Source organism: Streptomyces sp. NPDC048352, from assembly GCF_040651895.1.
Classification (GTDB): Bacteria; Actinomycetota; Actinomycetes; order Streptomycetales; family Streptomycetaceae; genus Streptomyces.
This window is the reverse complement of the sequence record NZ_JBEZKZ010000033.1, coordinates 50,035-76,776: the sequence shown is the minus strand read 5'-3', so window position 1 is coordinate 76,776 and position 26,742 is coordinate 50,035. Positions and strand designations below refer to the sequence as shown.

Here is a 26,742-nt window from a genome sequence, read left to right as displayed (position 1 = left end):
CGCCCGGCGGGCCCCCCCCCGTGGGGGGGGGGGGCCCACGGCCACTGCCACGAACGGCGAGACAAGGGGGTACGGCGCATGCGTGGCGGCTTCCCAGGCCTGCGGGAACGCCCCGGGGCCGCAGGGGGCGGCAGCGGCGGGCCGGCCGGCGCGCTGAGCGGTGTACGCGGCGGCACCGGCCGACGGGTCCGGGTGCGGATGCGGATGCGGATGCGGGCCGGGCTGGTCGCGCTCGCCGCGTGCGTCGGCGTCTGGCTGATCGGCAGCGGCGTCGGGGTGACCGTACGGCCCCCGCTGCCCTCCCCCGCCGAGGCGCTGAGCGCGCAGGTCCTCTACCCCGGGAGCATCGGCCCGCTGCCCGGTTCGCCGCCCGTCCGGATCCGGATCCCGTCGATCCGGGTGGACGCCCCGCTCACGGGATTGGGCCTGGACCGCGACGGCGGCCTCGAAGTGCCCCCGCCGGCCCGCCGGGACCTCGCGGGCTGGTACCGGGACGGGACGACGCCGGGTGCGACGGGCACCGCCGTGATCGTGGGCCACGTCGACCACGCCAGCGGCCCCGCCGTCTTCTACCACCTGGGCGCGCTGCACCGGGGGGCCGGGATCGAGGTCGCCCGCGCGGACGGGCGTACGGCCGTCTTCACCGTCCACGCGGTCGAGGTCCACGACGCCGGGGACTTCCCGGACCGGCGCGTGTACGGCCCCTCGCCGCGCGCCGAGCTGCGGGTGATCACCTGTGGCGGCGCCTTCTCCCCGCGCACCGGCTACCAGGGCAACGTCGTCGTCTTCGCCCACCTCACGGGGACGTTCTGACGGGGCGCTACCCCCACTGTTCGAAGCCGAGCTTGACCACCAGCGCGCCCACCACCGTGAGCAGCACGCCGCGGACGAAGCCGCTGCCCTTCTTCAGTGCCATCCGGGCCCCGACCATGCCGCCGGCCAGGTTGAAGACCGCCATCAGCGCGGCCAGCTGCCAGAACACCATGCCCTGGTAGGCGAACATGGCAAGCGCCCCCGCGTTGGTGCAGCAGTTGACGATCTTGGCGGTGGCGGAGGCGGTGACCAGGTCGAGGTGGAGCAGGGCGGTCAGGGCCAGCACCAGGAAGGTGCCGGTGCCGGGGCCGATGAGGCCGTCGTAGAAGCCGATGCCGAGGCCCGCGAGGGCGATCGTGAGCAGCACCCGGCCGCGGGAGACGGGGGAGGCGGCGGGGGCGGCGCCGAAGCCCGGCTTGAAGATGACCACGGCCGCGACCACCACCAGCACCCCCATGATCAGCGGGCGCATCGTGTCCTTGCTGATGCCCCCGGCGAGCGCGGCCCCTCCCATGGATCCGGCGAGCGCGGCCACACCGATGCGGACGGCGAGCTTCACGTCCACCGGGGTCTTGCGGACGTAGGTGACGGCCGCGCCGGCGGTGCCCACGATGGCGACCGCCTTGTTCGTTCCGAGGACGGCGGCGGGGTGGGCGTTCGGCAGGCCGAGCAGCAGGGCCGGCAGGAGCAGCAGTCCGCCGCCGCCCACCACCGCGTCGATCCAGCCGGCCGCCGCTGCGGCCGCGCACAGCACGATGATCATGGTCGTTGATATGTCAGGCACGGCCACGACCCTAGGGACCGGTTCGGTGCAGGAGCCATCGATCACCGGAAACTTGCGCAAAGGTTGAGCTTCGGCGCGCCGGGGCGCCGCCGCCAGCCGCCTCACCGGCCCTCGACGGGGGCGCTGAGGCCGGTGTTCCGTCCGGGTAACAGAGGCGATGCGGCGGGGAAACAGCGGGCCCGCACGCTCGTTCCATGACCTCGAAGCAGCGTGTGGTGGTGATCGGCGGCGGCCTGGCGGGCCTGCGGCTCGCCGCACGGTTGGGCCCCGGCGCGGCGGTGACCGTCCTCGGGGAGGAGACCCACGCCCCCTACAACCGGGTCCTGCTGGCCGAGGTGCTGGCCGGCCGGTACGCACCCGAGGTCACCGCGCTCCCGGCCCCCGGCCCGGCGCTGCGCCGGGGTGTCCGGGCGGTGCGGATCGACCGCGCGGACCGCGCCGTGCACTGTGACGACGGCGCCGTGGAGCGGTACGACACCCTGGTGCTGGCCACCGGCTCGAACCCGGTGCTCCCGCCGCTGCGCGGGCTGTTCACCCCGGACGGGCGGGAACTCCCGGAGGGGGTGCACGCGTTCCGCACCATGGACGACTGCCTGGCCCTCGCGGCGGCCGTGGGCCCGGGCGTACGGGCCGTGGTGATCGGCGGCGGCCTGCTGGGCGTCTCCGCGGCCCGTGCGCTGGCCGCGCGGGGCGCGCAGGTGGTCCTCGCCCAGCAGGCGGAGCGCCTGATGGAGCGCCAGCTCGACGCCGACGCCTCCGCGCTGCTGCGGGACCACCTGGACGCGCTCGGCGTGGAGATCCACACGGAATGCCGCGTCCGCGGCCTGACCACCATCCCGGCCGGCCGGCGGCCCGGCACCCCGCCCGGCCCGGACACCCGCAGGGTCACCGGCGTCGAGCTCGCCGACGGCTACCGGCTCGACGCCGACGTCGTCGTCCTCGCCTGCGGGGTCCGCCCCCGGGTCGGGCTCGCCCAGGCAGCCGGGCTGGAGGTCCGCAAGGGCATCGTGGTTGACGCCCGGCTGCGCACCAGCGACCCGTACGTCCACGCCATCGGCGACTGCGCCGAGCACGACGGCCGGGTGTACGGCCTGGCCGGGCCCGCCCTGGAGCAGGCCGACGCCCTCGCGGCGGTCCTCCGGGGGTCGGCGGACACCGCGTACACCGGCACCCGTGCCCTCACCCGCCTCACCCTTCCCACCGCGGACGGCGCCGGCCCCTTGGACCTCGCCGCCTTCGGCGACCCGGTCCCGCTCCCCGGCGACGACGTGCTCCGCCTCGCCGACGCCACCCGCCGCACCTACCGCAAGGTCGTCCTGCGCGGCGACCGGCTCGTCGGCGGGGTGCTGCTCGGCGAGCTCTCCACCGTGGGCGCCCTCGCCCGCACCTGGGAGGGCGACGAGTTCCTCACCGCCCCGCACGACCCGTTCCACCTGCTCACCGACGACGGAGGCCACTGATGACCGTGCCCGAGCCCCTGCCCGCGATCGTGCTCATCGGACACGGCATGGTCGGCCAGCGCTACCTGGAGGCCCTCGCCGAACGCGGGGCCACCGCCACGCACCGGATCACGGTGCTCTGCGAGGAGCCGCGGCCCGCCTACGACCGCGTGCACCTCACCTCGTACTTCTCCGGCTCGACCCCCGAGGACCTCTCCCTCACCCCGGCCGGGTTCATGGAGCAGCACGGGATCGAGCTCCACCTCGACGATCCCGCCGAGCACGTCGACACCGGCGCCCGTACCGTCACCTCCCGCTCCGGGCAGGTCTTCCCGTACGACGTCCTCGTCCTGGCGACCGGCAGCTACCCCTTCGTGCCGCCCGTCCCCGGCAAGGACGCCCCCGGCTGCTTCGTCTACCGCACCATCGAGGACCTCCTCGCGATCGAGGACTACGCCAAGACCCGCACCAGCGGGGCCGTCGTCGGCGGCGGCCTCCTCGGCCTGGAGGCGGCGGGCGCCCTCCAGGGGCTCGGGCTCGCCACCCGCGTCGTCGAGTTCGCCCCGCGCCTGATGCCCGTCCAGGTGGACGAGGGCGGCGGCGCGGCCCTGCTGCGCACCATCGAGTCCATGGGGCTGACGGTGCACACCGGGGTGGGCACGCAGGCGGTGCTGACCGGCGAGGACGGCTCGGTGTGCGGGATGAGCCTCTCGGACGGGTCCACCGTCGAGACCGACCTGGTGGTCTTCTCGGCCGGGGTCCGCCCCCGCGACCAGCTGGCCCGCGCCGCGGGCCTGGCGGTCGGCGAGCGCGGCGGCATCACCGTGGACGCCCGCTGCCGCACCTCGGACCCGCACGTGTACGCCATCGGCGAGTGCGCGCAGGCCGTCGACGGCCGCGTCTACGGGCTGGTCGCACCCGGCTACGAGATGGCCGAGACGGCCGCCGAGGACCTCCTGGGCCGGGAGAAGGAGTTCACGGGGGCCGACCTGTCCACCAAGCTCAAGCTGCTCGGGGTCGACGTGGCCTCCTTCGGCGACGCGCACGGCGCGGCGGAGGGCAGCCTCGACGTGGTCTGGTCCGACTCCCGCTCCGGGATCTACAAGAAGCTGGTCGTCTCCCCCGACGGGGTGCTGCTCGGCGGGGTGCTGGTCGGCGACGCGGACGCGTACGGGCTGCTGCGCCCGCTCACCGGCAGCGTCCCGCCGGTCTCCCCGGAGCAGCTGGTGCTGCCGGCCGGCGTCGGCGCACCCGTCGCGCTCGGCCCGTCCTCGCTGCCGGACACGGCGGTGATCTGCTCCTGCCACAACGTCACCAAGAAGGCCATCACCGCCTGCGCCACCCTGCCCGAGGTGAAGAAGTGCACCAAGGCCGGCACCGGCTGCGGCAGCTGCCTGAAGGTGATCGGGCAGCTGCTGCCGGCCGCGGCCGACCAGGGGCTGTGCGGCTGCTTCCCGTACACCCGGGCCGAGCTGTACGAGATCGTGCGCACGCGGCGCCTGGCCTCGTACCGGGAGCTGCTGGACGGCCACGGCCGGGCGGAGGCGCGCGGCGGTGACGGCTGTGAGGTCTGCAAGCCGGCCGTCGGCTCGATCATCGCCTCCCTCGCGCCCGCCCTGGGCGCCAGCGGCTACGTCCTGGACGGGGAGCAGGCCGCCCTCCAGGACACCAACGACCACTTCCTCGCCAACCTCCAGCGCAACGGCTCGTACTCGGTCGTCCCGCGCATCCCGGGCGGTGAGATCACCCCCGACAAGCTGATCGTGATCGGGGAGGTGGCCCGCGACTTCGGCCTCTACACGAAGATCACCGGAGGTCAGCGGATCGACCTCTTCGGCGCGAGCGTGGACCAGCTGCCGCAGATCTGGGCGCGGCTGGTCGACGCCGGCTTCGAGTCCGGGCACGCGTACGGCAAGGCCCTGCGGACGGTGAAGTCCTGCGTGGGGCAGACCTGGTGCCGCTACGGCGTCCAGGACAGCGTGCGGATGGCCATCGACCTGGAGCTGCGCTACCGGGGCCTGCGCGCACCGCACAAGCTGAAGTCGGCAGTGTCGGGCTGCGCCCGCGAGTGCGCGGAGGCGCAGAGCAAGGACTTCGGGGTGATCGCGACGGCGAGCGGCTGGAACCTCTACGTCGGCGGCAACGGCGGGGCGACCCCGCGCCACGCGGACCTGCTCGCACAGGACCTGTCCGACGCCGAACTGGTGCGGCTCATCGACCGTTTCCTGATGTTCTACATCCGCACCGCCGACCGCCTGGAGCGCACCTCCACCTGGCTGGACCGGCTGGAGGGCGGCCTGGACCACCTGCGGGACGTGGTGGTGCACGACTCGCTGGGCTTGTGCGCGGAGCTGGAGGCCCTGATGGCCGACCACGTGGCGCACTACCGCGACGAGTGGGCCGAGACCCTGTCGGACCCGGACCGGCTGCGCCGGTTCGTGTCCTTCGTCAACGCCCCCGGCGCCCCCGACCCGACCGTGAAGTTCGTTCCCGAGCGCGACCAGGTCAAGCCCGACCTGGCCGTCCTGACCATTGGAGGACCGGTCCGATGACCGTCGAACTGAAGGTGGCCGACAGCTGGCTGACGGTGTGCGAGCTCTCGGCGCTCGTCCCCGGGCGCGGGGTCGCGGCCCTGCTGCCCGACGGGAGCCAGGCCGCGGTCTTCCTCGACCGCGCGGGACGCCCGTACGCCATCGGCAACCAGGACCCCTTCACCGGCGCGCACGTCCTGTCGCGGGGGCTGGTGGGCCGGGCGGCGGGCCGGCCCTTCGTGGCGTCGCCGCTGCTGAAGCAGCGCTTCGACCTGGAGTCGGGGCGCTGCCTGGACGACGAGGAGGTGGCGGTCCGGACGTACCCGGTGCGGACCGCCTCCGCTCCCGCCTCCTAGGGGCCGGTCAGCCCTGGATCGCGGCGGGGTCCATCCAGACGTACTCCCACACGTGGTGGTCCAGGTCCTCGAAGGCACGGCCGTACATGAAGCCCAGGTCCATGGCCGGGCGGGGCTCGGTGGCGCCGGCCGCGAGGGCGGCGTCGACGACCTCGTCGACCTGCTCGCGGCTGTCGGCGCTGAGCGCGACCATGACCTCGGTGGTCTGCGAGGCGTCGGCCACCGGCTTGGTGGCGAACTCCTTGAACTTCGCCTCGGTCAGGAGCATCGCGAAGATGGTGTCGCTGATCACCAGGGAGGCCGCCGTCTCGTCGGTGAACTGCGGGTTGAAGGAGTAGCCGAGCTTCTCCCAGAAGGCCTTCGCGGCGTCCAGGTCCTTCACCGGCAGGTTGACGAAGATCATCTGAGCCATCTCGGTTCCTCTTCTCTGGTGGCGTGGTGCGTGGTGCGCGCTACGCGGTGCGCTGTCGAAGGGGTAGACCCGGGCGCCCGCACGAACTCATCGCCGTCCGGCGAAGTTTTTTCGGTTGATTTCGTCTCCGCAGGTCACAGCCGTGTACGGCGGCCCGCGACGCGGTCCGGTGCGCCGGGGCGCCGGGGCGGCCGCCGCGGGAGCGACCGCGAGCCGGTCGCTCCCGCGTCATGCGCCGTTGTCGTGGCGTCCATGCGGCGCCCCTAGGTTCCTCCACGCGTGCGACCCCGCGCCCGACCGGGTGCGGGGCCCTCCTCCCACAGGAGTGACCGTGGAACGTCGTACCTTCCTGCGCGGTGCCGTCATCGGCACCTCGGCCGCCGCCTTCGCCGGCACCCTCACGCACGGCGCCGCCCACGCCGCGCCCGCCCAGCCCGGCGCCGGCCCCTACGGCGCCCTCGGGGCGGCGGACGCGAACGGGATCATGCTGCCGGCCGGTTTCAGCAGCCGGGTCGTCGCCCGCTCCTCGCAGACGGTGAGCGGCACCTCGTACACCTGGCACAGCGCCCCCGACGGCGGCGCCTGCTTCGCGGACGGCACCGGCTGGATCTACGTCTCGAACTCGGAGGTCAACCCGGGCGGCGGCGCGAGCGCGGTGAAGTTCGACTCCTCGGGCACGGTGACCGGGGCGTACCGGATCCTGTCGAACACCCGGCAGAACTGCGCGGGCGGCAAGACCCCGTGGAACACCTGGCTGTCGTGCGAGGAGGTCAGCCTCGGCTACGTCTACGAGACCGACCCGTACGGGGTCAACGCGGCCGTGCAGCGGCCCGCGATGGGCCGGTTCAAACACGAGGCGGCGGCGGCCGACCCGGTGCGCCGGGTGGTGTACCTGACCGAGGACGAGACGAACGGCTGCTTCTACCGGTTCGTGCCGTCCACCTGGGGCAGCCTCTCCTCCGGCACGCTCCAGGTCATGGTTGCCGGAAGCGGGACCTCCGGCTCCTTCAGCTGGCAGAACGTGCCGGACCCCGACGGCTCGCCGACCGCCACCCGCTCCCAGGTCTCCGGCGCGAAGCAGTTCAACGGCGGCGAGGGCTGCCACTACGCGAACGACACCGTCTGGTTCACGACCAAGGGCGACAACCGGGTCTGGCAGCTCGACCTCGCCGCCGGCACCTACGAGCTGGCCTACGACGACTCCCTGGTCCCGGGCGGCGCGGCGCCGCTGACCGGCGTCGACAACGTCACCGGGTCCGCCTACGGCGACCTCTACGTCGCCGAGGACGGCGGCACCATGGAGATCTGCCTGATCACCCCGGACGACGTGGTGGCGCCCTTCCTGCGGGTCACCGGCCAGTCCTCCTCGGAGATCACCGGCCCGGCCTTCTCGCCGAACGGCAGCCGGCTGTACTTCAGCAGCCAGCGCGGTACGAACGGCTCCTCCAGCGGCGGCATCACCTACGAGGTGACCGGTCCCTTCCGCGTCTGACGCGGGGCTCCTGACCGGCCGTACCGGTCGCACCGCGGCCGGAGCCCGGCGGGGAGGGCCTGCGCCTCCCCGCCGGGCTCCCGCACGTCCTGGCGAAGCCGCTGGCGAAGCCACTGGCGAACCGATCCTTCAGGAGACCACCGCGCCGCCCTTGAGCAGGGCCGCGCCCAGCGGCGTCACCGTGTGCAGGACGGCGTTGCCGTGGCGCAGGGTGGTCACCAGCCCCGCCTCCCGCATCACGCAGGCGTGCTGGCTCGCGGAGGCCAGCGAGACCCCGGCCCGGCGGGCCAGCTCGCTGGTGGTGGCCCCGTCGCCGATGGCCCGCAGCACCACCGAGCGGGTGTGGCCCACCAGCTTGCCGAGCGTGCGCTGGCGCTGCTCCTCGGCGGGCCGGGCGGCCTCCCCGCTCGCCGCAGCGGAGGCGAGCTGGGCGGCGGCCGGGTAGACCAGCACCGGCGGCAGCTCCGGGTCGTGCAGGGTCACCGCGGTGCGCCGGCAGAAGAAGGACGGCTGGAGCAGCAGCCCGCGCCCGCGCAGCCGTACGTCCCGGTCCACCGGGTACTCGCACTCCAGCACCGGGGCCCGCCAGCGCAGCATGGGCGGCAGTGAGGCCAGCAGCTCGTCCGCGCCCCCGTCGAGGAGGGCGCGGCCGCGTGCCGCCCGTTCCGCCTCGATCTGGGCCTGGATGTGGGTCCAGTACGGCTCCACGGCCGCCCGGTGGTACGCGCGCAGCTCGCCCAGCAGCCGGGGCAGGTGCTTGGTGCCGCCGTCCATCAGCTCCCGCAGCCGGGCCGGCGGCGGGGTCCCGAAGGCCGCGCCGAATCCCGTCCCGGCGCCGGAGCCCACGAGGGACAGCTCCCGGCGCAGCCGTTCGGGGCGCAGCCCGCGCAGCGCGTCGAGCCCGAGGTCCCAGCCGTACTGGCCCTCGGCCGGGGTGAGGAAATCGGGGAAATAGCCGCGAGCCGGTATGAGCGCGCTCAGCAGTCTTGTTTCACCATTCAACCGGCTCCGGGTTTCTGTGCGCCATTCGCCGAAGAACCGGGCGTCACGCCGGTCTCTTAAGCGATGAAAACTAAGAATCGTTTCCCACAACGCATCGGGACGCCCTGCCATCCGTACGCGTGCCAGGTCCACTCCAGTGAAATGGATACGAAGCACCGAACCCCCACCTGTGCAACCGCAATCCCCCCGCCCCATGAGTATGCACGCCGTCACACGTGGTCACCACGCCCTTTCGGCCACAGTTGAAACCCCTTTCGGCAGGGGCGTGACAAGCGAAATCCTGTAGTCCGCCAGGCACACTCCGGCGCGACCGAAACGCTCCGTGAAGGCCGTGGGGGGCTTTGCGGGGCCTGGCGGTCGGTCGCACCGGGAAGCGCCGACGTGCCTGGCGGATAGGCGGCAGGCGGTGGACGGGTGGGGATCCGTCCACCGCCTGGCGCCGTAATGACATTGTTGAAAATTTCGCGATACGGGCCCACGCCCGTGCGGGGCCCCGGAAATGGATGCGCCCGCCCCCGGCAGTCAGGGAACCGGGGGAGGGCGCAGTCAGGAGGGCTCGCGGCGGCCCCTGGGGGCCGGCGGGCCGGGTGCGGGGCCCCGAGGGGCCCCGAGGGGCCCCGCGGGGCTCAGCGGGGCTCAGCGGCTGTCGGAGCCCTTCGACTCGGCGGCGGCGCGGCCCGCCTCCAGGCGCGCCACCGGGATCCGGAACGGCGAGCAGGAGACGTAGTCGAGGCCGACCTCGTGGAAGAAGTGCACCGACTCCGGGTCGCCGCCGTGCTCACCGCAGACGCCGAGCTTCAGGTCGGGGCGGGTGGCCCGGCCGGACTGGACCGCGCTGCGGACCAGCGAGCCGACGCCGTCCTTGTCGATGGTCTCGAAGGGCGAGACCCCGAAGATGCCCTTCTCCAGGTACGCGGTGAAGAAGCTGGCCTCGACGTCGTCGCGGGAGAAGCCCCACACCGTCTGGGTCAGGTCGTTCGTACCGAAGGAGAAGAACTGCGCGGCCTCGGCGATCTGGCCGGCCGTCAGGGCGGCGCGCGGCAGCTCGATCATCGTGCCGATGGTCAGCTTGAGGCTGGTGCCGGTGGCGGCCTCGACCTCGGCGATGACCGCGTCGGCCTCCTCGCGGACGATCTCCAGCTCCTGGACGGTGCCGACGAGCGGAACCATGATCTCGGCGCGCGGGTCGCCCTTGGCGTTCTTGCGCTCGGCCGCGGCCTCGGCGATCGCCCGTACCTGCATCTTGAACAGACCGGGGATGACCAGGCCCAGGCGGACACCGCGCAGACCCAGCATCGGGTTCTGCTCGTGCAGCTTGTGCACGGCCTGGAGCAGGCGCAGGTCGTTCTCGTTGGCGTCCTTGCGGGACTCGGCGAGCGCGACGCGCACCGACAGCTCGGTGATGTCGGGCAGGAACTCGTGCAGCGGCGGGTCGAGGAGGCGGACGGTGACGGGCAGGCCGTCCATCGCCTCGAACAGCTCGACGAAGTCCTGCTTCTGCAGCGGCAGGAGGGCACTGAGTGCCTGCTCGCGCTCGCCGTCGGTGTCGGCGAGGATCAGGCGCTCGACCAGCTCGCGGCGCTCACCGAGGAACATGTGCTCGGTGCGGCACAGGCCGATGCCCTGGGCGCCGAAGCGGCGGGCGCGCAGCGCGTCCTCGGCGTTGTCGGCGTTGGCGCGCACCCGCAGGCGGCGGACACGGTCCGCGTACGCCATGATCCGGTGGACGGCGGCGACGAGTTCGTCGGCGTCGTCGGCGCCGGCGTGCATGCGGCCCTCGAAGTACTCGACGACCGGGGAGGGTACGACCGGTACCTCGCCGAGGTAGACCTTGCCGGTGGAGCCGTCGATGGAGACGACGTCGCCCTCTTCGATGACCGTCTCGCCGACCGTCATCCGGCGGCGCTTGGTGTCGACGTCGAGCTCCTCGGCGCCGCAGACGCAGGTCTTGCCCATGCCGCGGGCGACGACGGCGGCGTGCGAGGTCTTGCCGCCGCGCGAGGTCAGGATGCCCTCGGAGGCGATCATGCCGTCGAGGTCGTCCGGGTTGGTCTCGCGGCGGATCAGGATGACCTTCTCACCGGAACGGGACCACTTGACGGCCGTGTACGAGTCGAAGACGGCCTTGCCGACCGCCGCGCCCGGGGAGGCGGCGATGCCGCGGCCGAGCAGCTCGGTCTTCGCGTTCTCGTCGAAGCGCGGGAACATCAGCTGCGCCAGCTGGTGGCCGGTGACGCGCTGGAGCGCCTCGGCCTCGTCGATCAGGCCCTGGTCCACGAGCTGGGTGGCGATGCGGAAGGCGGCGCCGGCGGTGCGCTTGCCGACGCGGGTCTGGAGCATCCACAGCTGGCCGCGCTCGATGGTGAACTCGATGTCGCAGAGATCCTTGTAGTGGGTCTCCAGCGTCTCCATGATCGTCATGAGCTGGTCGTAGGAGGCCTTGTCGATGCCCTCCAGGTCCGCCAGCGGGACGGTGTTGCGGATGCCCGCGACGACGTCCTCGCCCTGGGCGTTCTGCAGGTAGTCGCCGTAGACGCCCTGGTGGCCGCTGGCGGGGTCGCGGGTGAAGGCGACGCCGGTGCCGGAGTCGGGGCCGAGGTTGCCGAAGACCATGGAGCAGATGTTGACGGCGGTGCCCAGGTCGCTGGGGATGCGCTCCTGGCGGCGGTAGAGCTTGGCGCGGTCGGTGTTCCAGGAGTTGAAGACGGCCTCGACGGCGAGGTCGAGCTGCTCGCGGGCGTCCTGCGGGAACTCCCGGCCGGCCTCCTTCGCGACGATCTTCTTGAAGACCTTGACCAGCTTCTTGAGGTCGGCGGCGTCGAGGTCGGTGTCGACGGCGACCTTCTTGGCGGCCTTGGCCTCGTCGAGGGCGTCCTCGAAGAGCTCGCCGTCGATGTCGAGGACGGTCTTACCGAACATCTGGATGAGGCGGCGGTACGAGTCCCACGCGAAGCGCTCGTTGCCGGCCTGGGTGGCGAGGCCGGTGACGGACTCGTCGGAGAGGCCGATGTTGAGGACCGTGTCCATCATGCCCGGCATGGAGAACTTCGCGCCGGAGCGGACGGAGACCAGCAGCGGGTCGTCCGACTGGCCGAGCTTCTTGCCCATCTTCGCCTCGAGGGCGGCGAGGTGCGCGCTGACCTCGTCGCGCAGCGCGGCCGGGGCCGAGCCGCTCTCGAGGTAGACCTTGCAGGCCTCGGTGGTGATGGTGAAGCCGGGGGGGACCGGGAGACCGAGGTTGGTCATCTCGGCGAGGTTGGCCCCCTTGCCGCCGAGAAGGTCCTTGAGGTCCCGGTTGCCCTCGGTGAAGTCGTAGACGAACTTCTGATCTTTGTTTTCCGACACGGGTCTCGACTCCTCGAGGACTCGGGTGGCTGCCCTGACGGCCAGGAACATACCCAGATCGAAGGCTTATCGGTACGTCCACTTGGCGGTCATGGGGCTGTAACCACCCGTGCGCCACCGTATCGAAAGTAACCGATCGGTAATGCGATCACCCGAAGAGCCTTCAGAAGCCGAAGCGTGAACAGGCCCTTGAGGCCTGATCCCGCTCGGATGAGCGATCATCGATACATTTGCGTTCAACTCTTGAACGGACAAAGGGTGGCACCCAGTGCCACCCTTTGAAAGTCTTACCCGTGACTTAAGCGCTCATCTGAGCGAAACCTCTCCCATGCGTGGCGTATATCACGCGGCACGGAGGGCGATTTCTCAGCCTCCGGACGTGTCCAGCTCGGCGTCCTCGGTCACACCGGCGCAGTCGTAGGGATCCTTCAACCAGCCCTCGGGCAGGACAACCCGGTTGTTTCCGGACGTACGGCCTCGCGGGCCGTCCGCTCCGTCGGGCCACGGCTGGTCCAGATCAAGATCGCTCAGATGAGCGTCCAGTTCGGCCAGGGAGGAGGTGACCGCCAGCTTGCCCCGCATCTCCGAACCGACGGCGAAGCCCTTGAGGTACCAGGCCACGTGCTTACGGAAATCGATCACGCCGCGCGCCTCGTCGCCGATCCACTCCCCCAGCAGCTGCGCGTGCCGCAGCATGGTGCCCGCGACCTCGCGCAGGGTCGGCTTGTGGAAGTCCTCGGGCCGGCCCTCGAAGGCGGCCACCAGGTCGTTGAACAGCCACGGCCGTCCCAGGCAGCCGCGCCCCACCACCACGCCGTCGCAGCCGGTCTCCCGGACCATGCGCAGCGCGTCCTCCGCGCACCAGATGTCGCCGTTGCCGAGCACCGGGATCTCCGGCACGTGCTCCTTGAGCCGGGCGATCGCCTCCCAGTCGGCGGTGCCGCCGTAGTGCTGGGCGGTGGTGCGGCCGTGCAGGGCGATGGCGGTGACCCCCTCCTCGACGGCGATCCGGCCCGCGTCGAGGTAGGTGAGGTGGTCGTCGTCGATGCCCTTGCGCATCTTCATGGTCACCGGCAGGTCGCCGGCGCCCGCGACGGCCTCGCGCAGGATCGCGCGCAGCAGGTTGCGCTTGTACGGAAGGGCCGAGCCGCCGCCCTTGCGGGTGACCTTGGGGACCGGGCAGCCGAAGTTGAGGTCGATGTGGTCGGCGCGGTCCTCTTCGACGATCATGCGGACGGCCTTGCCGACGGTCACCGGGTCGACCCCGTACAGCTGAATCGAGCGCGGCTTTTCCGTCGCGTCGAAGTGGATCAGCTGCATGGTCTTCTCGTTGCGCTCGACCAGGGCGCGCGTCGTGATCATCTCGCTGACGAACAGCCCCTTGCCGCCCGAGAACTCGCGGCAGAGCGTACGGAACGGGGCATTGGTGATGCCGGCCATGGGCGCGAGCACCACGGGGGGCTGCACGGTGTGCGGGCCGATCGCGAGGGGCGGAGGGAGCGTGGTCATCCCCCCATTCTCGCGCACGCACCGTTCGTTAGTTATCCGTACTATCGGCGGTATGCATCACACCAGTGACGTGGATCACATGAGCCGCAGGCGTCGCCTGCTCGTCCTGGCGATCTGCTGCATGAGCCTGCTGATCGTCAGCCTCGACAACACCGTCCTGAACGTGGCCCTCCCGGCGATGCGCCGCGAGTTCGACGCCTCGGTCGCGGGCATGCAGTGGACCATCGACGCCTACACCGTGGTGATCGCCTCGCTGCTGATCCTGGCGGGCTCCACCGCGGACCGGATCGGGCGCCGCAAGGTCTTCGCCTGGGGGCTGGTCCTCTTCACGGCGGGCTCGGTGCTGTGCTCCCTGGCGCCCGGCCTGGAGTGGCTGATCGCCTTCCGGATGCTCCAGGCGGTCGGCGGGGCGATGCTCAATCCCGTCGCCATGTCGATCATCACCAACACCTTCACGGACCCGAAGGAGCGCGCCCGCGCCATCGGGGTCTGGGGTGCCGTGGTCGGCATCTCGATGGCCGCCGGGCCGCTGGTCGGCGGGCTGCTCGTGGACTCGGTGGGCTGGCGGTCCATCTTCTGGGTCAACCTCCCCGTCGGACTGCTGGCCCTCGTGCTGACCCTGCGCCACGTCCCGGAGTCCCGGTCCGAGCGCCCCCGCCGGCCGGACCCGGTGGGCCAGCTGCTGGTCATGGTGCTGCTGGGCGGGATGACGTACGCGATCATCGAGGCCCCCGCGGAGGGCTGGCGGTCGCCGCCGATCCTCGGGTGCGCGCTGGGCGCCGCGACCGCCCTGGCCGGGCTGCTCGTCTACGAGTCCCGGCGGGCGGACCCGCTGATCGACCCCCGGTTCTTCCGCAGCGCCCCCTTCAGCGGGGCGACGGTGATCGCGGTCAGCACCTTCGCCTCGCTCTCCGGCTTCCTCTTCGTGACCACCCTCTACCTCCAGGAGGTGCGGGGGCTCGACGCCCTGGACGCCGGGCTGCACATGCTGCCGATGGCCGCGTTCGCCTTCCTGTGCGCGCCGGTGTCGGGGCGGCTGGTGGCCAGCCACGGGCCGCGGCCGTCCCTGCTGATCTCAGGGGTGGCCATGGGGGCGAGCGGGCTCCTCTTCGCGGCGTTCTCGGCGGAGACCTCCACCCCGCTGATGTTCACCGGATACGTGCTCTTCGGCATCGGCTTCGGCCTGGTCAACGCCCCCATCACCAACACGGCCGTGTCGGGGATGCCGCGCGCCCAGGCGGGGGTGGCGGCAGCGGTGGCCTCCACCAGCCGGCAGACCGGCGGGGCGCTCGGCGTGGCCGTGATCGGCGCGGTGCTGGCGGCCGGCACCGCGGGGGGCGGGGACTTCGCGACGGCCACCCGGCCGGCCTGGTGGATCATCACCGGCTGCGCGCTGCTGGTCCTGGTCGTCGGCGCGGTCACCACCGGCCCGTGGGCCCGGGCCACGGCGCTGCACACGGCCCGGGCGCTCGAGCCGTCCACCGGCGCGCCCTCCGCTCCCCCGCCGCCGGAGCACGGCACCGGCCACCTCCGGGACGGCGGCCTGCCCCCGGCCCCGGGCCCCGCCCCGGCGGGCTGACCCGCCCCGCCCCACCTCCCGTGCGCCCCGCCGAGCCCTCATGCACTGACGAGTGACAGATATTGAAATCTGTCATCGGTCATGCCATTCTTCTTGCATGACGACGAACGTGAGCACCACCACCGCCATCCCGGCCACCGCCCGCAGGCTCGGCGCCACCGGCCCGGCCGTCTTCCCCCTGGGGCTCGGCTGCATGGGCATGTCCGCCCTCTACGGAGAGGCCGACCGGGCCGAGTCCCTCGCGACGCTCCACGCCTACCTGGAGGCCGTCCCGCAGGGCATGGCCGCCCTGCTCGACACCGGCGACTTCTACGGCATGGGCCACAACGAACTGCTGATCAACGAGGCCCTGCGCACGGCCCCGGCCGCGGCCCGGGAGCGGGCGCTGACCAGCGTCAAGTTCGGCGCCCTGCGCACGGTCGAGGGCGGTTTCACCGGGTACGACGGCCGGCCCGAGGCCGTGAGGAACTTCCTGGCCTACTCCCTCCAGCGGCTCGGCCGGGACCACATCGACATCTACCGGATCGCCCGCGTCGATCCGGACGTCCCGATCGAGGAGACGGTCGGGGCCATCGCCGAAGCCGTCCAGGCCGGGCACGTACGGCACATCGGCCTCTCCGAGGTCGGCGCGGACACCCTGCGCCGGGCGGCCGCCGTCGCCCCGATCTCGGACCTCCAGATCGAGTACTCCCTGATCTCGCGCGGCATCGAGGACCGGATCCTGCCGGCCGCCCGCGAGCTCGGGATAGGCGTCACGGCCTACGGGGTGCTGTCCCGGGGCCTGATCAGCGGTCACTTCACCCGCGACCGGTCCCTGGCCCCGGGCGACTTCCGCGGCATGAGCCCGCGCTTCCAGGGCGACAACCTGCACCGCAACCTCGACCTGGTCGAGGCCCTGCGCAAGGTCGCCGAGGAGAAGGGGGTCACCGTCGCCCAGACCGCGATCGCCTGGGTGCTCGCCCGCGGCGAGGACGTGGTGCCGCTCGTGGGGGCGCGGCGCCGGGACCGCCTGACCGAGGCACTGGGTGCCATGGACGTGGAGCTGACCGCGGCCGACCTCGCCGCCGTCGAGGAGGCCGTCCCCGCGGGGGCGGCGGCCGGGGAGCGTTATCCGGCGGCGCAGATGGCCCACCTCGACAGCGAACACTGAGCTGGCGGTACGGTCGTACCCATGCCCTCCGCTGCCGCCGAGCCCCTGACCCCCGAGCGCATCCTCGAGACCACCGAGGAGGTGCTGCGCCGCTTCGGCCCCACCAAGGCGACCGTGGTCGACGTCGCGCGCGCCCTGGGGGTCAGCCACGGCAGCGTCTACCGGCACTTCCCGTCGAAGGCGGCGCTGCGCGAGGCGGTCACCGACCGCTGGCTCGCCAAGAGCGTGGTCATGCTGGAGAAGATCGCCTCCGCTCCGGACGAGCCCGCGCCCTCCAAGCTGGAGGCCTGGCTGGAGGCCCTCTTCGAGGCCAAGCGCCACAAGGCGGGCGATGACCCCGAGCTGTTCGCGACGTACACGGTGCTGCTCGGCGAGAGCAGCGGGGTGGTCGACGCCCACCTCAGCGAGCTGATCGCCCAGCTGACCCGGATCATCTCCGAGGGGGTCGCGGCCGGCACCCTGGCCGCGCCCGACGCCGCGGCGGCCGCCCGCGCCGTCTTCGACGCCACCGGGCGGTTCCACGACCCGCAGTACGTGGAGGACTGGCTCTCCCCCACGATCCTCACGGAGTTCGAGGCGGTCACGGCCCTGCTCATCCGGGGCCTGCGACCCTGAACCGGCCCCACTGCGGGCCCCGTTGGGCGGAAGGATGCCCTCCGGACGGCTTGGCGATCATTTGGGGCCATGCCGACTTGTACATGTCAGTAACCGTTCCCTACGGTCCCCCTACCGCACTCATCAGGTACGTCCCAGGGGGAACCGTGTCCACCGCAGCAGCACAACCCGCGCCTCCCGCGCCTCCCGCACGCTCCGGCGGCGCGGCCGCCGTCGGCCTGCTCCTGACCATCGCCTTCAACGTGGTCGCGCCGATCGCCACCTACAACGTCCTCACCGAGGACCACGGCTGGAGCGAGGCCTCGGCGCTGCTGGTCAGCGGTGCCTGGCCGGTGCTCGACAGCGTCATCATGGTGGCCTGGCGGCGCAAGCTCGACGAGTTCGCCGTCGTCACCCTGGTGTTCCTGGCGATCACCGCCGCCGTCTCCCTCATCGGCGCCCAGTCCGCCCACGCCCTGCTGGTCAAGGACTCCGCCGTCACGGGGCTGTTCGGCCTCCTGTGCCTGGCCACGCTGCTCGCGCCGCGCCCGCTGATGTTCTACTTCGGCCGCAAGTTCGGCACGGACGGCACCCCCGCGGGTGTGGCGTACTACAACGGCCTCTGGCGGTTCGAGGGCTTCCGCAACGCCCAGCGCCGCATGACCCTGGTCTGGGGCGTGGTCTACCTCGTCGAGGCGGGGGTCCGGATCGTCCTGTCGTACGTGCTGGACACCTCCACCATGGTGGCCCTCAGCCCGTTCATGATCTACGGGACGCTCGGCGGCCTGGCCCTCTGGACGGTCCGCTTCGTCAAGCGCACCAAGGCCGAGGGCGAGAAGCGGGCCGCGGCGGCCGCAGCCGCGGAGGGGTCCGCTGCCTGACCAGCGCGGCACGGGGAAAAAGCCGGTGGCCCGGTGCGCGGATCGCGCACCGGGCCACCGGCCTTCCAGCGGGAACTAGCAGCCCAGCAGGCGGCTGCCGAGGTAGCTCTGGATCTGGTCCAGGGAGACGCGCTCCTGCTTCATGGTGTCGCGCTCGCGCACGGTCACCGCGTTGTCTTCCAGGGTGTCGAAGTCGACGGTGACGCAGAACGGCGTACCGATCTCGTCCTGACGGCGGTAGCGGCGGCCGATGGCGCCCGCGTCGTCGAACTCGATGTTCCAGAACTTGCGCAGGTCGGCGGCTAGGCCCTTGGCCTTCGGCGACAGCTGCGCGTTGCGGGACAGCGGCAGGACGGCGACCTTGATCGGGGCCAGGCGCGGGTCGAAGCGCATCACGGTGCGCTTCTCCATGACGCCCTTGGCGTTGGGGGCCTCGTCCTCGTTGAACGCGTCGAGCATGAAGGCGAGCATGGCGCGGTTGACGCCGGCCGCCGGCTCGATGACGTACGGGGTGTACTTCTCCTTGGTCTCCTGGTCGAAGTACACGAGGTCCTGGCCGGAGGCGGCGGAGTGGGCCTTGAGGTCGAAGTCGGTGCGGTTGGCGACGCCCTCGAGCTCGGAGAACTCACTGCCACCGAAGTTGAAGCGGTACTCGATGTCGGCGGTGCGCTTCGAGTAGTGGGACAGCTTCTCCTTCGGGTGCTCGTACCAGCGGATGTTCTCCTCGCGGATGCCGAGGTCGCGGTACCAGTTCCACCGCTCCTGCATCCAGTACTCCTGCCACTGCTCGTCCTCGCCCGGCTTGACGAAGAACTCCATCTCCATCTGCTCGAACTCGCGGGTGCGGAAGATGAAGTTGCCCGGCGTGATCTCGTTGCGGAAGGACTTGCCCATCTGCGCGATGCCGAACGGGGGCTTCTTGCGCGCGGTGGTCTGCACGTGGGCGAAGTTGGTGAAGATGCCCTGTGCGGTCTCCGGGCGCAGGTACGCCTTCGAGCCGGTGTCCTGGGTCGGGCCGAGGTGCGTCTCCAGCATGCCGGAGAACTGCTTCGGCTCGGTGAACTGGCCCTTCACGCCACAGTGCGGGCAGTTGATGTCGGCCAGGCCGTTCGCGGGGAGGCGGCCGTGCTTGGCCTCGTACGCCTCTTCCAGGTGGTCGGCGCGCTGGCGCTTGTGGCAGGAGGTGCACTCCGTCAGCGGGTCGGAGAACGTGGCGACGTGACCGGAGGCCACCCAGACCTCGGGGGCCAGGATCACGGAGGAGTCGAGGCCGACGACGTCCTCACGCCCGGTGACCATGGCCTTCCACCACTGGCGCTTGATGTTCTCCTTGAGCTCGACACCAAGCGGGCCGTAGTCCCAGGCAGCCCTGGAGCCGCCGTAGATGTCACTGCACGGGTAAACGAAGCCACGGCGCTTGCTCAGGCTGACGATGGTTTCGATCTTGTCGGCGGCCACGGTGCTCTCTTCATTACGAGGACGAACGCGAATGCCTCAGGTTACCGGCGCCCGCACCCCCCCTTTCAAATCGGGTATGCCCTTCCGCGGCCTCCGGTACCCCTCCGACCAGGCTTGTTGACAACCGTTTCCATCTTTGATGAAAATGGATGTCATGAACGTACGACGCCTCATACCCAGCGCCGCCCTCGCCGCCGCCGTCGCCCTCGGCGCGACGGCCCTCACCGCCTGCTCCGGCGCGGCGGGCGCCGCGGACGGCAAGCTCCACGTGACGGCGTCGTTCTACCCGCTGCAGTTCCTCGCCGAGCAGATAGGCAAGGAGCACGTGGAGGTCACCACCCTCACCAAGCCGGGCGTCGAGCCGCACGACCTGGAGATCACGCCGAAGCAGACCGCGCAGCTCTCCGAGTCGGACCTGGCCTTCTACCTCAAGGGCCTCCAGCCCGCCGTGGACAAGGCCGTCGCCCAGTCCGGCGTCAAGAACACCGTCGACGCGGCCGCCCTCACCCGGCTGGAGGTCCACGGCGCCGAGGGCCACGAGGGCCACGACCACGCGGCGGAGGGGGAGGCCGAGGAACACGGCCACGACCACGGCCACGAAGCCGGCGGGGACCCGCACGTCTGGCTCGACCCCACCAAGTACGCGGAGATCGCCAAGGGCCTCGGCGCCACCCTGCAGAAGGCGGACCCCGCCCACGCCGCGGAGTACGAGAAGAACACCGGCGAGCTCGTGGCGAAACTGACCGCGCTCGACACCGAGTTCAAGGACGGCCTGAAGAACACGGCGTCCAGGACCTTCATCACCACCCACTCCGCCTTCGGCTACCTCGCCGAGCGGTACGGCCTCGACCAGGAGGGCATCTCCGGCGTCGACCCCGAGGCCGAGCCCAGCCCGGCCCGGATGAAGGACCTCCAGGCCGTCGCGAAGAAGGACAATGTCACCACCGTCTTCTTCGAGACGCTGGCCAGCGACAAGACGGCCACGAGCCTCGCCCGGGACACCGGGCTCACCACCGACGTGCTCGACCCCCTCGAAGGAATCACGGACAGGTCCCAGGGCGCCGACTACTTCGAGGTCATGCGGTCCAACCTGAAGAACCTCCAGAAGGCACTCGGAGCCAAGTGATGACAGCAGCAACGGAGGCGCGCGCCATGCAGTCCACGCCACGAGGGGCCGACGACCAGCCCGTCATATCCCTGCGCGGGGCCACGGCCTCGCTCGGCTCGCGCCCCGTGCTGCGCGGGATCGACCTCACCGTCCACCGCGGCGAGGTCGTCGCGCTGCTCGGCGCCAACGGCTCCGGCAAGTCCACCGCCGTCCGCGCCGTCGTCGGCCAGGTCCCGCTCACCGGCGGCACCCTCTCCCTCTTCGGCACCGACTTCAAGCGCTTCCGCGACTGGTCGCGGATCGGCTACGTCCCCCAGCGCACCACCGCCGCCAGCGGCGTCCCGGCCACCGTCCGGGAGGTCGTCTCCTCCGGCCGTCTCGCCCGCACCCGCTTCGGGATGCTCCGCAAGGCCGACCGCGCCGCCGTCGACCGCGCCCTGTCCCTCGTCGACATGGAGGGCTACGCCGACGCCTCGGTCAACGCCCTCTCCGGCGGCCAGCACCAGCGCGTGCTCATCGCCCGGGCGCTCGCCGTCGAACCCGAACTGCTGATCATGGACGAGCCGATGGCGGGCGTGGACCTGGGCAACCAGGAGGTCCTGGCGAAGGCCGTGCGCCGCCAGGTGGAGGCCGGGACCACCGTCCTGCTCGTGCTGCACGAGCTGGGCCCGCTGGAGCCCCTGATCGACCGGGCCGTCGTCCTGCGCGACGGCTGCGTCACGCACGACGGCCCGCCCCCGGAGGCCGTGGGCCAGCACGCCCTGCCCGGGCACGACCACGTACACCCCCACGCGGCGCACGACGCCGAGCCCCTGCGGACGGGACTGCTGAGCTGATGGACCTCCTGAACTACGCCTTCATGCAGCGGGCGCTGATCGCGGCCGCGCTGGTGGGCATCACCGCGCCCGCGATCGGCACGTACCTCGTCCAGCGCCGCCAGGCCGTCATGGGCGACGGCCTCGGCCACGTCGCCATGACCGGTGTCGCGCTGGGCTTCGTCCTGCGGACCAGCCCCGTGTGGATGGCCACCCTGATCGCCGTGGTCGGCGCCGTCGGCATGGAACTGATCCGCTCCCGCGGCAAGACCAGCGGCGACGTGGCCCTCTCGATGCTCTTCTACGGCGGCCTGGCCGGCGGCGTGATGATCATCAACGTCGGTGGCGGCTCCACCACCAGCCTGCTCAGCGCCATGTTCGGCTCGATCACCACCGTCGCGCCCGAGGACCTCACCGCGATGGCGATCCTCGCCGCCTTCGTCCTCGCCGTCACCGTCGGCATGCGCCGCCAGCTCTTCGCCGTGTGCCAGGACGAGGAGTTCGCCCGCGTCACCGGCCTGCCGGTGCGCGCGCTGAACCTGCTGCTCGCCGTCACCGCCGCCGTCACGGTCACCGTCGCCATGCGCATCGTCGGCCTGCTGCTGGTCAGCGCCATGATGGTGATCCCCGTGGCGGCCGCCCAGCGGATCACGCGGGGCTTCGCCGCCACGCTGGGCCTGGCCGTCGCGATCAGCCTCACCGTCTCCCTGGCGGGCACGGCCGTCACGTACGAGATCGACGCGCCGTCGGGCGCCACGATCGTGCTGCTCGCGATCGGCGTCTTCATGGTGATGACGGCCCTGTCCGCCCCGCTGGCCAGGCGCCGCGCGCGGGCCTCCCGGGCCTCGGAGGAGGTCTGCGTCCAGGACGACGTGAAGGTCTAGGGCGGGCGGCCGCCTGGCACAATGGCGGCAGGCCGAAACGAGGAGGAACCGGTGGCGACTGCGCCTGGCGAGACGAATACCGCGCCAGTACGAGGGCGATCCACCCGGCAGCGGGCCGCCGTCGCGGCGGCGCTGGACGAGGTGGACGAGTTCCGCAGCGCCCAGGAGCTGCACGACATGCTCAAGCACCGCGGTGACTCCGTGGGCCTGACCACCGTCTACCGCACCCTCCAGTCCCTGGCGGACGCCGGCGAGGTCGACGTCCTGCGCACCAGCGACGGCGAGTCCGTCTACCGGCGCTGCTCCACGGGCGAGCACCACCACCACCTGGTCTGCCGCAAGTGCGGCAAGGCGGTCGAGGTGGAGGGCCCGGCGGTGGAGAAGTGGGCCGAGTCCATCGCGGCCGAACACGGCTACGTGAACGTCGCCCACACGGTGGAGATCTTCGGCACCTGCGCCGACTGCGCGGCCGCCGGCTAGCTCACGGCAGGCCCTCGGCGCGGACGGCTCAGCCCCAACGGGTCAGGTTCCGGTCGAAGAGCGATCGGATCCGGTCGAGATCGTCGGGCTCCTGGGCGTCCCGCTTGGGCACCCAGCCCAGGTCCCCGTTGATGAACACCAGGACGAACAGGCCCCGGGTCTCGGCCCAGCCCTTGTACTTGTCCCATCGGTAGGCCACCGCCGTCCCGTCGGGACGGTGGTTCTGGATCCCGAGCCCGGTCACCACCAGCCTGTACTCGCGGTGCTCCGAGGCCCACCGGTACATCCGGCGCGCCGTCCGCCACCGCTCCAGCCAGAGGCAGAGCGCGCCCAGGGCCAGCCCCACCCCGCCCGCGAGGGCCAGGGAGGCCGGGTCCACCGCCCGGCCGTGCTGGGCCACGACCAGCGCGGGCGCCACGAGCGGGAGCAGCACCAGCCACAGCAGCAGCTCCTTGCGGCCGGCGGGCACCTTCACCGCACGCCAGCGCAGCACTTCCCACGCGTCGCGGCGGGCCGCCCGGTAGTACAGCTCCACCGCCCGGTCAGTCATGTCCATGGCGGTGGAGCCTAGTGGAGGGATCAGCTCGCCGAGCCCTCGGGCTGGTTCGGGACCGCGCCGCCGAAGCGGCGGTCGCGCTGCGCGTACTCCAGGCAGGCCGCCCAGAGGTTCCGCCGGTCGAAGTCCGGCCACAGCACGTCCTGGAAGACCATCTCGGCGTAGGCGCTCTGCCAGAGCAGGTAGTTGGAGGTGCGCTGCTCGCCGCTGGGGCGCAGGAACAGGTCCACGTCCGGCATGTCCGGGTAGTAGATGTACTTGGCGAAGGTCTTCTCGTTCACCTTCGACGGGTCCAGCTTGCCGGCCGCGACGTCCCGGGCGATCGCCTGTGCCGCGTCCGCGATCTCCGCGCGGCCGCCGTAGTTGACGCAGAAGTACAGGGTCATGGCGTCGTTGTCGACGGTCTGCTCCTGCGCGATCTGGAGCTCCTGGACGACCGACTTCCACATCTTCGGCATGCGGCCGACCCAGCGGATCCGGATGCCCAGCTCGTTCATCTCGTCGCGGCGGCGCCGGATGACGTCGCGGTTGAAGTTCATCAGGAAGCGGACCTCGTCGGGCGAGCGCTTCCAGTTCTCCGTCGAGAAGGCGTAGAGGGAGAGGTTCTTGACGCCCATCTCCAGGCAGCCCTTGAGCACGTCGAGGACGACGCCCTCGCCCACCTTGTGCCCCTCCGTGCGCGGCAGGCCGCGCTCCTTGGCCCAGCGGCCGTTGCCGTCCATGACGATGGCGACGTGGTTGGGGACCAGCTCACCGGGGATCTTCGGCGGACGCGCACCCGACGGGTGCGGCTCCGGAACCTTGTACTCGCGGCGAGAGCGTCCCAGAATCCCGCGTCGTGCCATGTGCCCAGCTCCTATTTCTCGACGTATCGCAGGGAGCGTAGCCCGCGCTCCAGATGCCAGTGCAAATAGGCGGAGACCAGCCCGCTGCCCTCCCGCACGTGACGCGCCTCGCAGGCGTCGGCATGCCCCCAGTCGCCCGTCAGCAGCGCGCTGAGGAGGGCGATGGCCTCCGACGAGGGTACGACGCTGCCGGGCACCCGGCAGTCCCCGCACACCACCCCGCCCGCGGCGACGGAGAAGTGCCGGTTGGGGCCGTGGATCCCGCACTTCGCGCAGTCCTCGAAGCTGGGCGCGTAGCCGTTGACGGCGAGGGAGCGCAGCAGGAAGGCGTCGAGGATCAGGTGCGGCTCGTGCTCGCCGCGCGAGAGCGTGCGCAGGGCGCCGACCAGCAGCAGGTACTGCTGTACGGAGGGCTCGCCCTCGTTCTCGGTGAACCGCTCGGCGGTCTCCAGCATGGCCGTGCCGGCGGTGTAGCGGGCGTAGTCGGTGACGATGCCGTTGCCGTAGGGGGCGATGATCTCGGTCTGGGTGCACAGCGGCAGGCTGCGGCCGATCAGCTCGCTGCCGCGGGCGAAGAACTGCACGTCGGCGTGGGAGAAAGGTTCCAGCCGGGCGCCGAACTTGGACTTCGTACGCCGCACCCCGCGGGCGACGGCCCGGACGCGGCCGTGGCCGCGGGTGAGGAGCGTGATGATGCGGTCCGCCTCACCCAGCTTCTGGGTGCGCAGCACGATGCCGTCGTCGCGGAACAGACTCATGGCCCCATTGTCCCCTGAGCGCGGACAGCACCGACCCCCGTCCGGGACCGGAGCCCGGACGGGGGTCGGCACCCCTTGGGAGGATCAGGAGGCGGGCGCGTCGCCGGCCTTCACGGCCGCCTTCGCGCCGGCCTTCTCGGCGCCGTCCGGCGCCGCCGCCGGCTGGGCGGGGAGCCCGGCCAGGGCTTCGGACCCGGCGGCGGGCTCCGGCTCGTCCTCGGCGGCTGCCTCGTCCTTGGCGGCGGTCACCGGCTCGGCCACGGTCTCTGCCTCTGCCTCTGCCTCTGCCTCGGTGGCGGCCTCGGCCTCGGGCTCGGCAACGGCGTCATCCGCAGGAGCGGCAGCGGCCTCAGCGTCCTCCGCGGAAGCGGCCTCGGCAGCGGCCTCGGTCCCGGCACCGGGCTCGACGGCCCGGATCGCCGTCTGCACGGCCGGCTGGGTCGCCGTCCGGACGTCGTCCGCGGCCATGCCGTTGAACACCAGGTTGAGCACGATGGCGGCCGTGGCACCGAGGGTGACACCGCTGTTGAGGAGGGAGGACAGGTCCGGGTCCATGTGCTTCGAGAAGAGGACCGGGACGGTGGCCGGGAGCAGGGCGAAGGCGAGGGAGACGCCGACGACCAGCGCGTTCTTCTCCTCCTTCAGGTCCACCTTGCCGAGGGTCTGGATACCGGCCAGGGCGACCATCGCGAACATGACGGTGGCGGCGCCGCCGAGCACTCCGTGCGGGACGGCGGCGACGATCGCGGCGGCCTTGGGCAGCAGACCCAGGATGATCATGAAGACACCCGCGGCGACGACCACGAAGCGGCTCTTGACCTTGGTCATCCGCACCAGGCCGACGTTCTCCGCGAAGGCCACGTACGGGAAGGAGTTGAGGATGCCGCCGAGGGCGGTCGCCGCGCCGTCGGCACGCAGGGCGCGGGCCACGGTCTCGCTGTCGACCTCCTTGCCGACGATGTCGCCGACCGCGTAGGTGTCACCGGTCGTCTCGACCATGGTGATCAGCATGACGATCAGCATCAGGACGATCGGGAACCACTCGAACTTCGGGACGCCGAAGTGGAAGGGGGTGCTGACGCCGATCCAGCCCGCGTTGCCGACGTCGCCGAACTTCGCGTCGCCGAGGGCGAACGCGGCGGCGGTGCCGACGACCAGGCCGAGGAGGATGGAGATGCTGGACAGGAACGGCTTGCCCAGCTTCATCAGGACGAGGATGAAGAGCATCGTGCCGCCGGCGTAGGCGAAGTTCTTCGGCTCGCCGAAGTCGGGGCTGCCGAGACCGCCGGCCGCGTCGTTGAGGCCGACCGGGATCAGGACGATGCCCAGCACCGTGATCACGGTGCCGGTGACCACCGGCGGGAAGAGCCGCATCACCGTCCGGAACGCCTTGGCGGGCAGCCAGGCGAAGGCGAAGGTGGCGAGGCCGGCCGTGATGACCGCGCCGTAGATGACCAGCAGCGCGGCGGTGCCGCCGCCGGCGCCGAGGCCTATGGCGATCATCGGGGAGACGGCCGTGAAGGTCACGCCCTGGATCAGCGGCAGCCGCGCGCCGATCCGGCCGATGCCCCAGGCCTGGATGATCGAGGCGATGCCGCAGGTGAAGAGGTCCGCGTTGATCAGGTAGACGAGCTGTTCAGGGCTCAGCTTGAGTGCGCTGCCCACGATGATCGGGACGATCACCGCGCCGGCGTAGAAGGCGAGTACGTGCTGGAAGCCGTACAGCGCGAGCTTGGGGAGGGGGAGCACCTCGTCGACCGGGTGCGAGCTCTGCTCTCCGTTGGCGGAAAGCCGGGCGGCGACACGTGCCATCTCTGCCTTGCCCTTCAATGAGGTAGGTAACTGAGAGGAATCTGGGGGCCCTGGTCGGAGTGGGTCGCTAACCCGTTGGTCCGCCGGGGTCGTCCGTACGAATACGCGGAGCGAAGCGCCCGGATGTTTCCGGCGGCGT

General features: G+C 71.6%; 23 protein-coding genes. 13 read left to right on the top strand and 10 right to left on the bottom strand.

All coding sequences use genetic code 11. The annotated features are described in order from the left end of the window. Positions 1–204: 204 nt before the first annotated feature. Positions 205–813 carry a class F sortase gene (locus AB0D45_RS18995; RefSeq protein WP_362460305.1) on the top strand — a complete coding sequence of 203 codons (609 nt, stop codon included), beginning with the start codon at positions 205–207 and terminating at the stop codon, positions 811–813. Positions 814–820: 7 nt separating this feature from the next. Here AB0D45_RS18995 and AB0D45_RS18990 read toward each other — a convergent pair whose 3' ends face one another. Then, positions 821–1,597 (bottom strand): TSUP family transporter, encoded by a 777-nt coding sequence (locus tag AB0D45_RS18990; RefSeq protein WP_362460296.1) that lies wholly within the window; start codon positions 1,595–1,597, stop codon positions 821–823. 194 nt (positions 1,598–1,791) lie between these two features. Between AB0D45_RS18990 and AB0D45_RS18985 the strand changes: the two genes are divergently transcribed. Genes AB0D45_RS18985 through nirD form a run of 3 tightly spaced genes read left to right on the top strand, consistent with a single transcriptional unit; the run spans position 1,792 to position 5,923 of the window. Further along, positions 1,792–3,057, top strand: a complete 1,266-nt coding sequence (locus AB0D45_RS18985; RefSeq protein WP_362460293.1) for an FAD-dependent oxidoreductase — start codon at positions 1,792–1,794, stop codon at positions 3,055–3,057. Then, positions 3,057–5,588 carry a nitrite reductase large subunit NirB gene (gene nirB, locus AB0D45_RS18980; RefSeq protein WP_362460290.1) on the top strand — a complete coding sequence of 844 codons (2,532 nt, stop codon included), beginning with the start codon at positions 3,057–3,059 and terminating at the stop codon, positions 5,586–5,588. Before AB0D45_RS18985 ends, nirB begins: the two co-directional genes overlap by 1 nt. Then, positions 5,585–5,923 carry a nitrite reductase small subunit NirD gene (gene nirD / locus AB0D45_RS18975; protein ID WP_361603891.1) on the top strand — a complete coding sequence of 113 codons (339 nt, stop codon included), beginning with the start codon at positions 5,585–5,587 and terminating at the stop codon, positions 5,921–5,923. Before nirB ends, nirD begins: the two co-directional genes overlap by 4 nt. A 7-nt stretch (positions 5,924–5,930) precedes the next feature. Here nirD and AB0D45_RS18970 read toward each other — a convergent pair whose 3' ends face one another. Continuing rightward, a complete protein-coding gene (locus AB0D45_RS18970; protein ID WP_362460287.1) occupies positions 5,931–6,335 on the bottom strand; it encodes a VOC family protein in 405 nt (134 codons plus the stop codon). 331 nt (positions 6,336–6,666) lie between these two features. Between AB0D45_RS18970 and AB0D45_RS18965 the strand changes: the two genes are divergently transcribed. Further along, positions 6,667–7,827 (top strand): alkaline phosphatase PhoX, encoded by a 1,161-nt coding sequence (locus AB0D45_RS18965; protein WP_362460284.1) that lies wholly within the window; start codon positions 6,667–6,669, stop codon positions 7,825–7,827. A 129-nt stretch (positions 7,828–7,956) separates the two neighbouring features. On the opposite strand, the gene AB0D45_RS18960 is transcribed toward AB0D45_RS18965, so the two are convergent. The 3 genes from AB0D45_RS18960 to dusB form a co-directional block, all read right to left on the bottom strand. Beyond that, positions 7,957–8,985 carry a winged helix-turn-helix domain-containing protein gene (locus tag AB0D45_RS18960; protein ID WP_362460281.1) on the bottom strand — a complete coding sequence of 343 codons (1,029 nt, stop codon included), beginning with the start codon at positions 8,983–8,985 and terminating at the stop codon, positions 7,957–7,959. A 480-nt stretch (positions 8,986–9,465) separates the two neighbouring features. After that, a complete protein-coding gene (gene ppdK, locus AB0D45_RS18955) occupies positions 9,466–12,174 on the bottom strand; it encodes a pyruvate, phosphate dikinase (protein ID WP_361603903.1) in 2,709 nt (902 codons plus the stop codon). Positions 12,175–12,540: 366 nt separating this feature from the next. Then, complete coding sequence (dusB, locus tag AB0D45_RS18950) at positions 12,541–13,683, bottom strand: tRNA dihydrouridine synthase DusB (protein WP_362460278.1); 1,143 nt, start codon at positions 13,681–13,683, stop codon at positions 12,541–12,543. Between the two features lie 52 nt (positions 13,684–13,735). Between dusB and AB0D45_RS18945 the strand changes: the two genes are divergently transcribed. From AB0D45_RS18945 to AB0D45_RS18930, 4 genes are all read left to right on the top strand, one after another. After that, positions 13,736–15,262, top strand: a complete 1,527-nt coding sequence (locus AB0D45_RS18945) for an MFS transporter (RefSeq protein ID WP_362460275.1) — start codon at positions 13,736–13,738, stop codon at positions 15,260–15,262. 97 nt (positions 15,263–15,359) lie between these two features. Then, on the top strand, positions 15,360–16,412 hold the full coding sequence (locus AB0D45_RS18940) for an aldo/keto reductase (protein ID WP_362460272.1): 1,053 nt from the start codon (positions 15,360–15,362) through the stop codon (positions 16,410–16,412). A gap of 21 nt (positions 16,413–16,433) precedes the next feature. Next, positions 16,434–17,027, top strand: coding sequence for a TetR family transcriptional regulator (locus AB0D45_RS18935; RefSeq protein ID WP_362460269.1), 594 nt, complete (start codon positions 16,434–16,436; stop codon positions 17,025–17,027). 146 nt (positions 17,028–17,173) lie between these two features. Beyond that, the gene (locus AB0D45_RS18930; protein ID WP_362460266.1) at positions 17,174–17,887 is read left to right on the top strand and encodes a VC0807 family protein; all 714 of its coding nucleotides are present in this window, start codon (positions 17,174–17,176) and stop codon (positions 17,885–17,887) included. A gap of 75 nt (positions 17,888–17,962) precedes the next feature. Here the strand turns inward: AB0D45_RS18930 and AB0D45_RS18925 are convergent, their stop codons facing one another. After that, positions 17,963–19,345 carry a glycine--tRNA ligase gene (locus tag AB0D45_RS18925; protein ID WP_361603921.1) on the bottom strand — a complete coding sequence of 461 codons (1,383 nt, stop codon included), beginning with the start codon at positions 19,343–19,345 and terminating at the stop codon, positions 17,963–17,965. 154 nt (positions 19,346–19,499) lie between these two features. On the opposite strand from AB0D45_RS18925, the gene AB0D45_RS18920 reads away from it, so the two are divergent. Genes AB0D45_RS18920 through AB0D45_RS18905 form a run of 4 tightly spaced genes read left to right on the top strand, consistent with a single transcriptional unit; the run spans position 19,500 to position 22,632 of the window. Next, positions 19,500–20,471 (top strand): metal ABC transporter substrate-binding protein, encoded by a 972-nt coding sequence (locus tag AB0D45_RS18920; RefSeq protein ID WP_362460263.1) that lies wholly within the window; start codon positions 19,500–19,502, stop codon positions 20,469–20,471. A gap of 26 nt (positions 20,472–20,497) precedes the next feature. Further along, positions 20,498–21,289 carry a metal ABC transporter ATP-binding protein gene (locus AB0D45_RS18915; RefSeq protein ID WP_362460302.1) on the top strand — a complete coding sequence of 264 codons (792 nt, stop codon included), beginning with the start codon at positions 20,498–20,500 and terminating at the stop codon, positions 21,287–21,289. Then, entirely contained in the window at positions 21,289–22,152 is an 864-nt protein-coding gene (locus AB0D45_RS18910; RefSeq protein ID WP_362460260.1) for a metal ABC transporter permease, read from the top strand. The genes AB0D45_RS18915 and AB0D45_RS18910 overlap by 1 nt, the downstream gene beginning before the upstream one ends. 51 nt (positions 22,153–22,203) lie before the next feature. Further along, positions 22,204–22,632 (top strand): transcriptional repressor, encoded by a 429-nt coding sequence (locus tag AB0D45_RS18905; RefSeq protein ID WP_361603930.1) that lies wholly within the window; start codon positions 22,204–22,206, stop codon positions 22,630–22,632. 28 nt (positions 22,633–22,660) lie between these two features. Here the strand turns inward: AB0D45_RS18905 and AB0D45_RS18900 are convergent, their stop codons facing one another. The 4 genes from AB0D45_RS18900 to AB0D45_RS18885 all read right to left on the bottom strand — a co-directional run bounded on the left by AB0D45_RS18900 (position 22,661) and on the right by AB0D45_RS18885 (position 26,603). Continuing rightward, entirely contained in the window at positions 22,661–23,188 is a 528-nt protein-coding gene (locus AB0D45_RS18900) for a YcxB family protein (protein WP_362460257.1), read from the bottom strand. 23 nt (positions 23,189–23,211) lie between these two features. Then, positions 23,212–24,033: an isoprenyl transferase gene (locus AB0D45_RS18895; RefSeq protein ID WP_362460254.1), complete on the bottom strand. Its 822-nt coding sequence runs from the start codon at positions 24,031–24,033 to the stop codon at positions 23,212–23,214. An 11-nt stretch (positions 24,034–24,044) separates the two neighbouring features. Further along, positions 24,045–24,791, bottom strand: coding sequence for a DNA repair protein RecO (gene recO, locus AB0D45_RS18890; RefSeq protein ID WP_361603939.1), 747 nt, complete (start codon positions 24,789–24,791; stop codon positions 24,045–24,047). Between the two features lie 84 nt (positions 24,792–24,875). Further along, complete coding sequence (locus tag AB0D45_RS18885; RefSeq protein ID WP_362460251.1) at positions 24,876–26,603, bottom strand: nucleobase:cation symporter-2 family protein; 1,728 nt, start codon at positions 26,601–26,603, stop codon at positions 24,876–24,878. Positions 26,604–26,742: the final 139 nt, after the last annotated feature.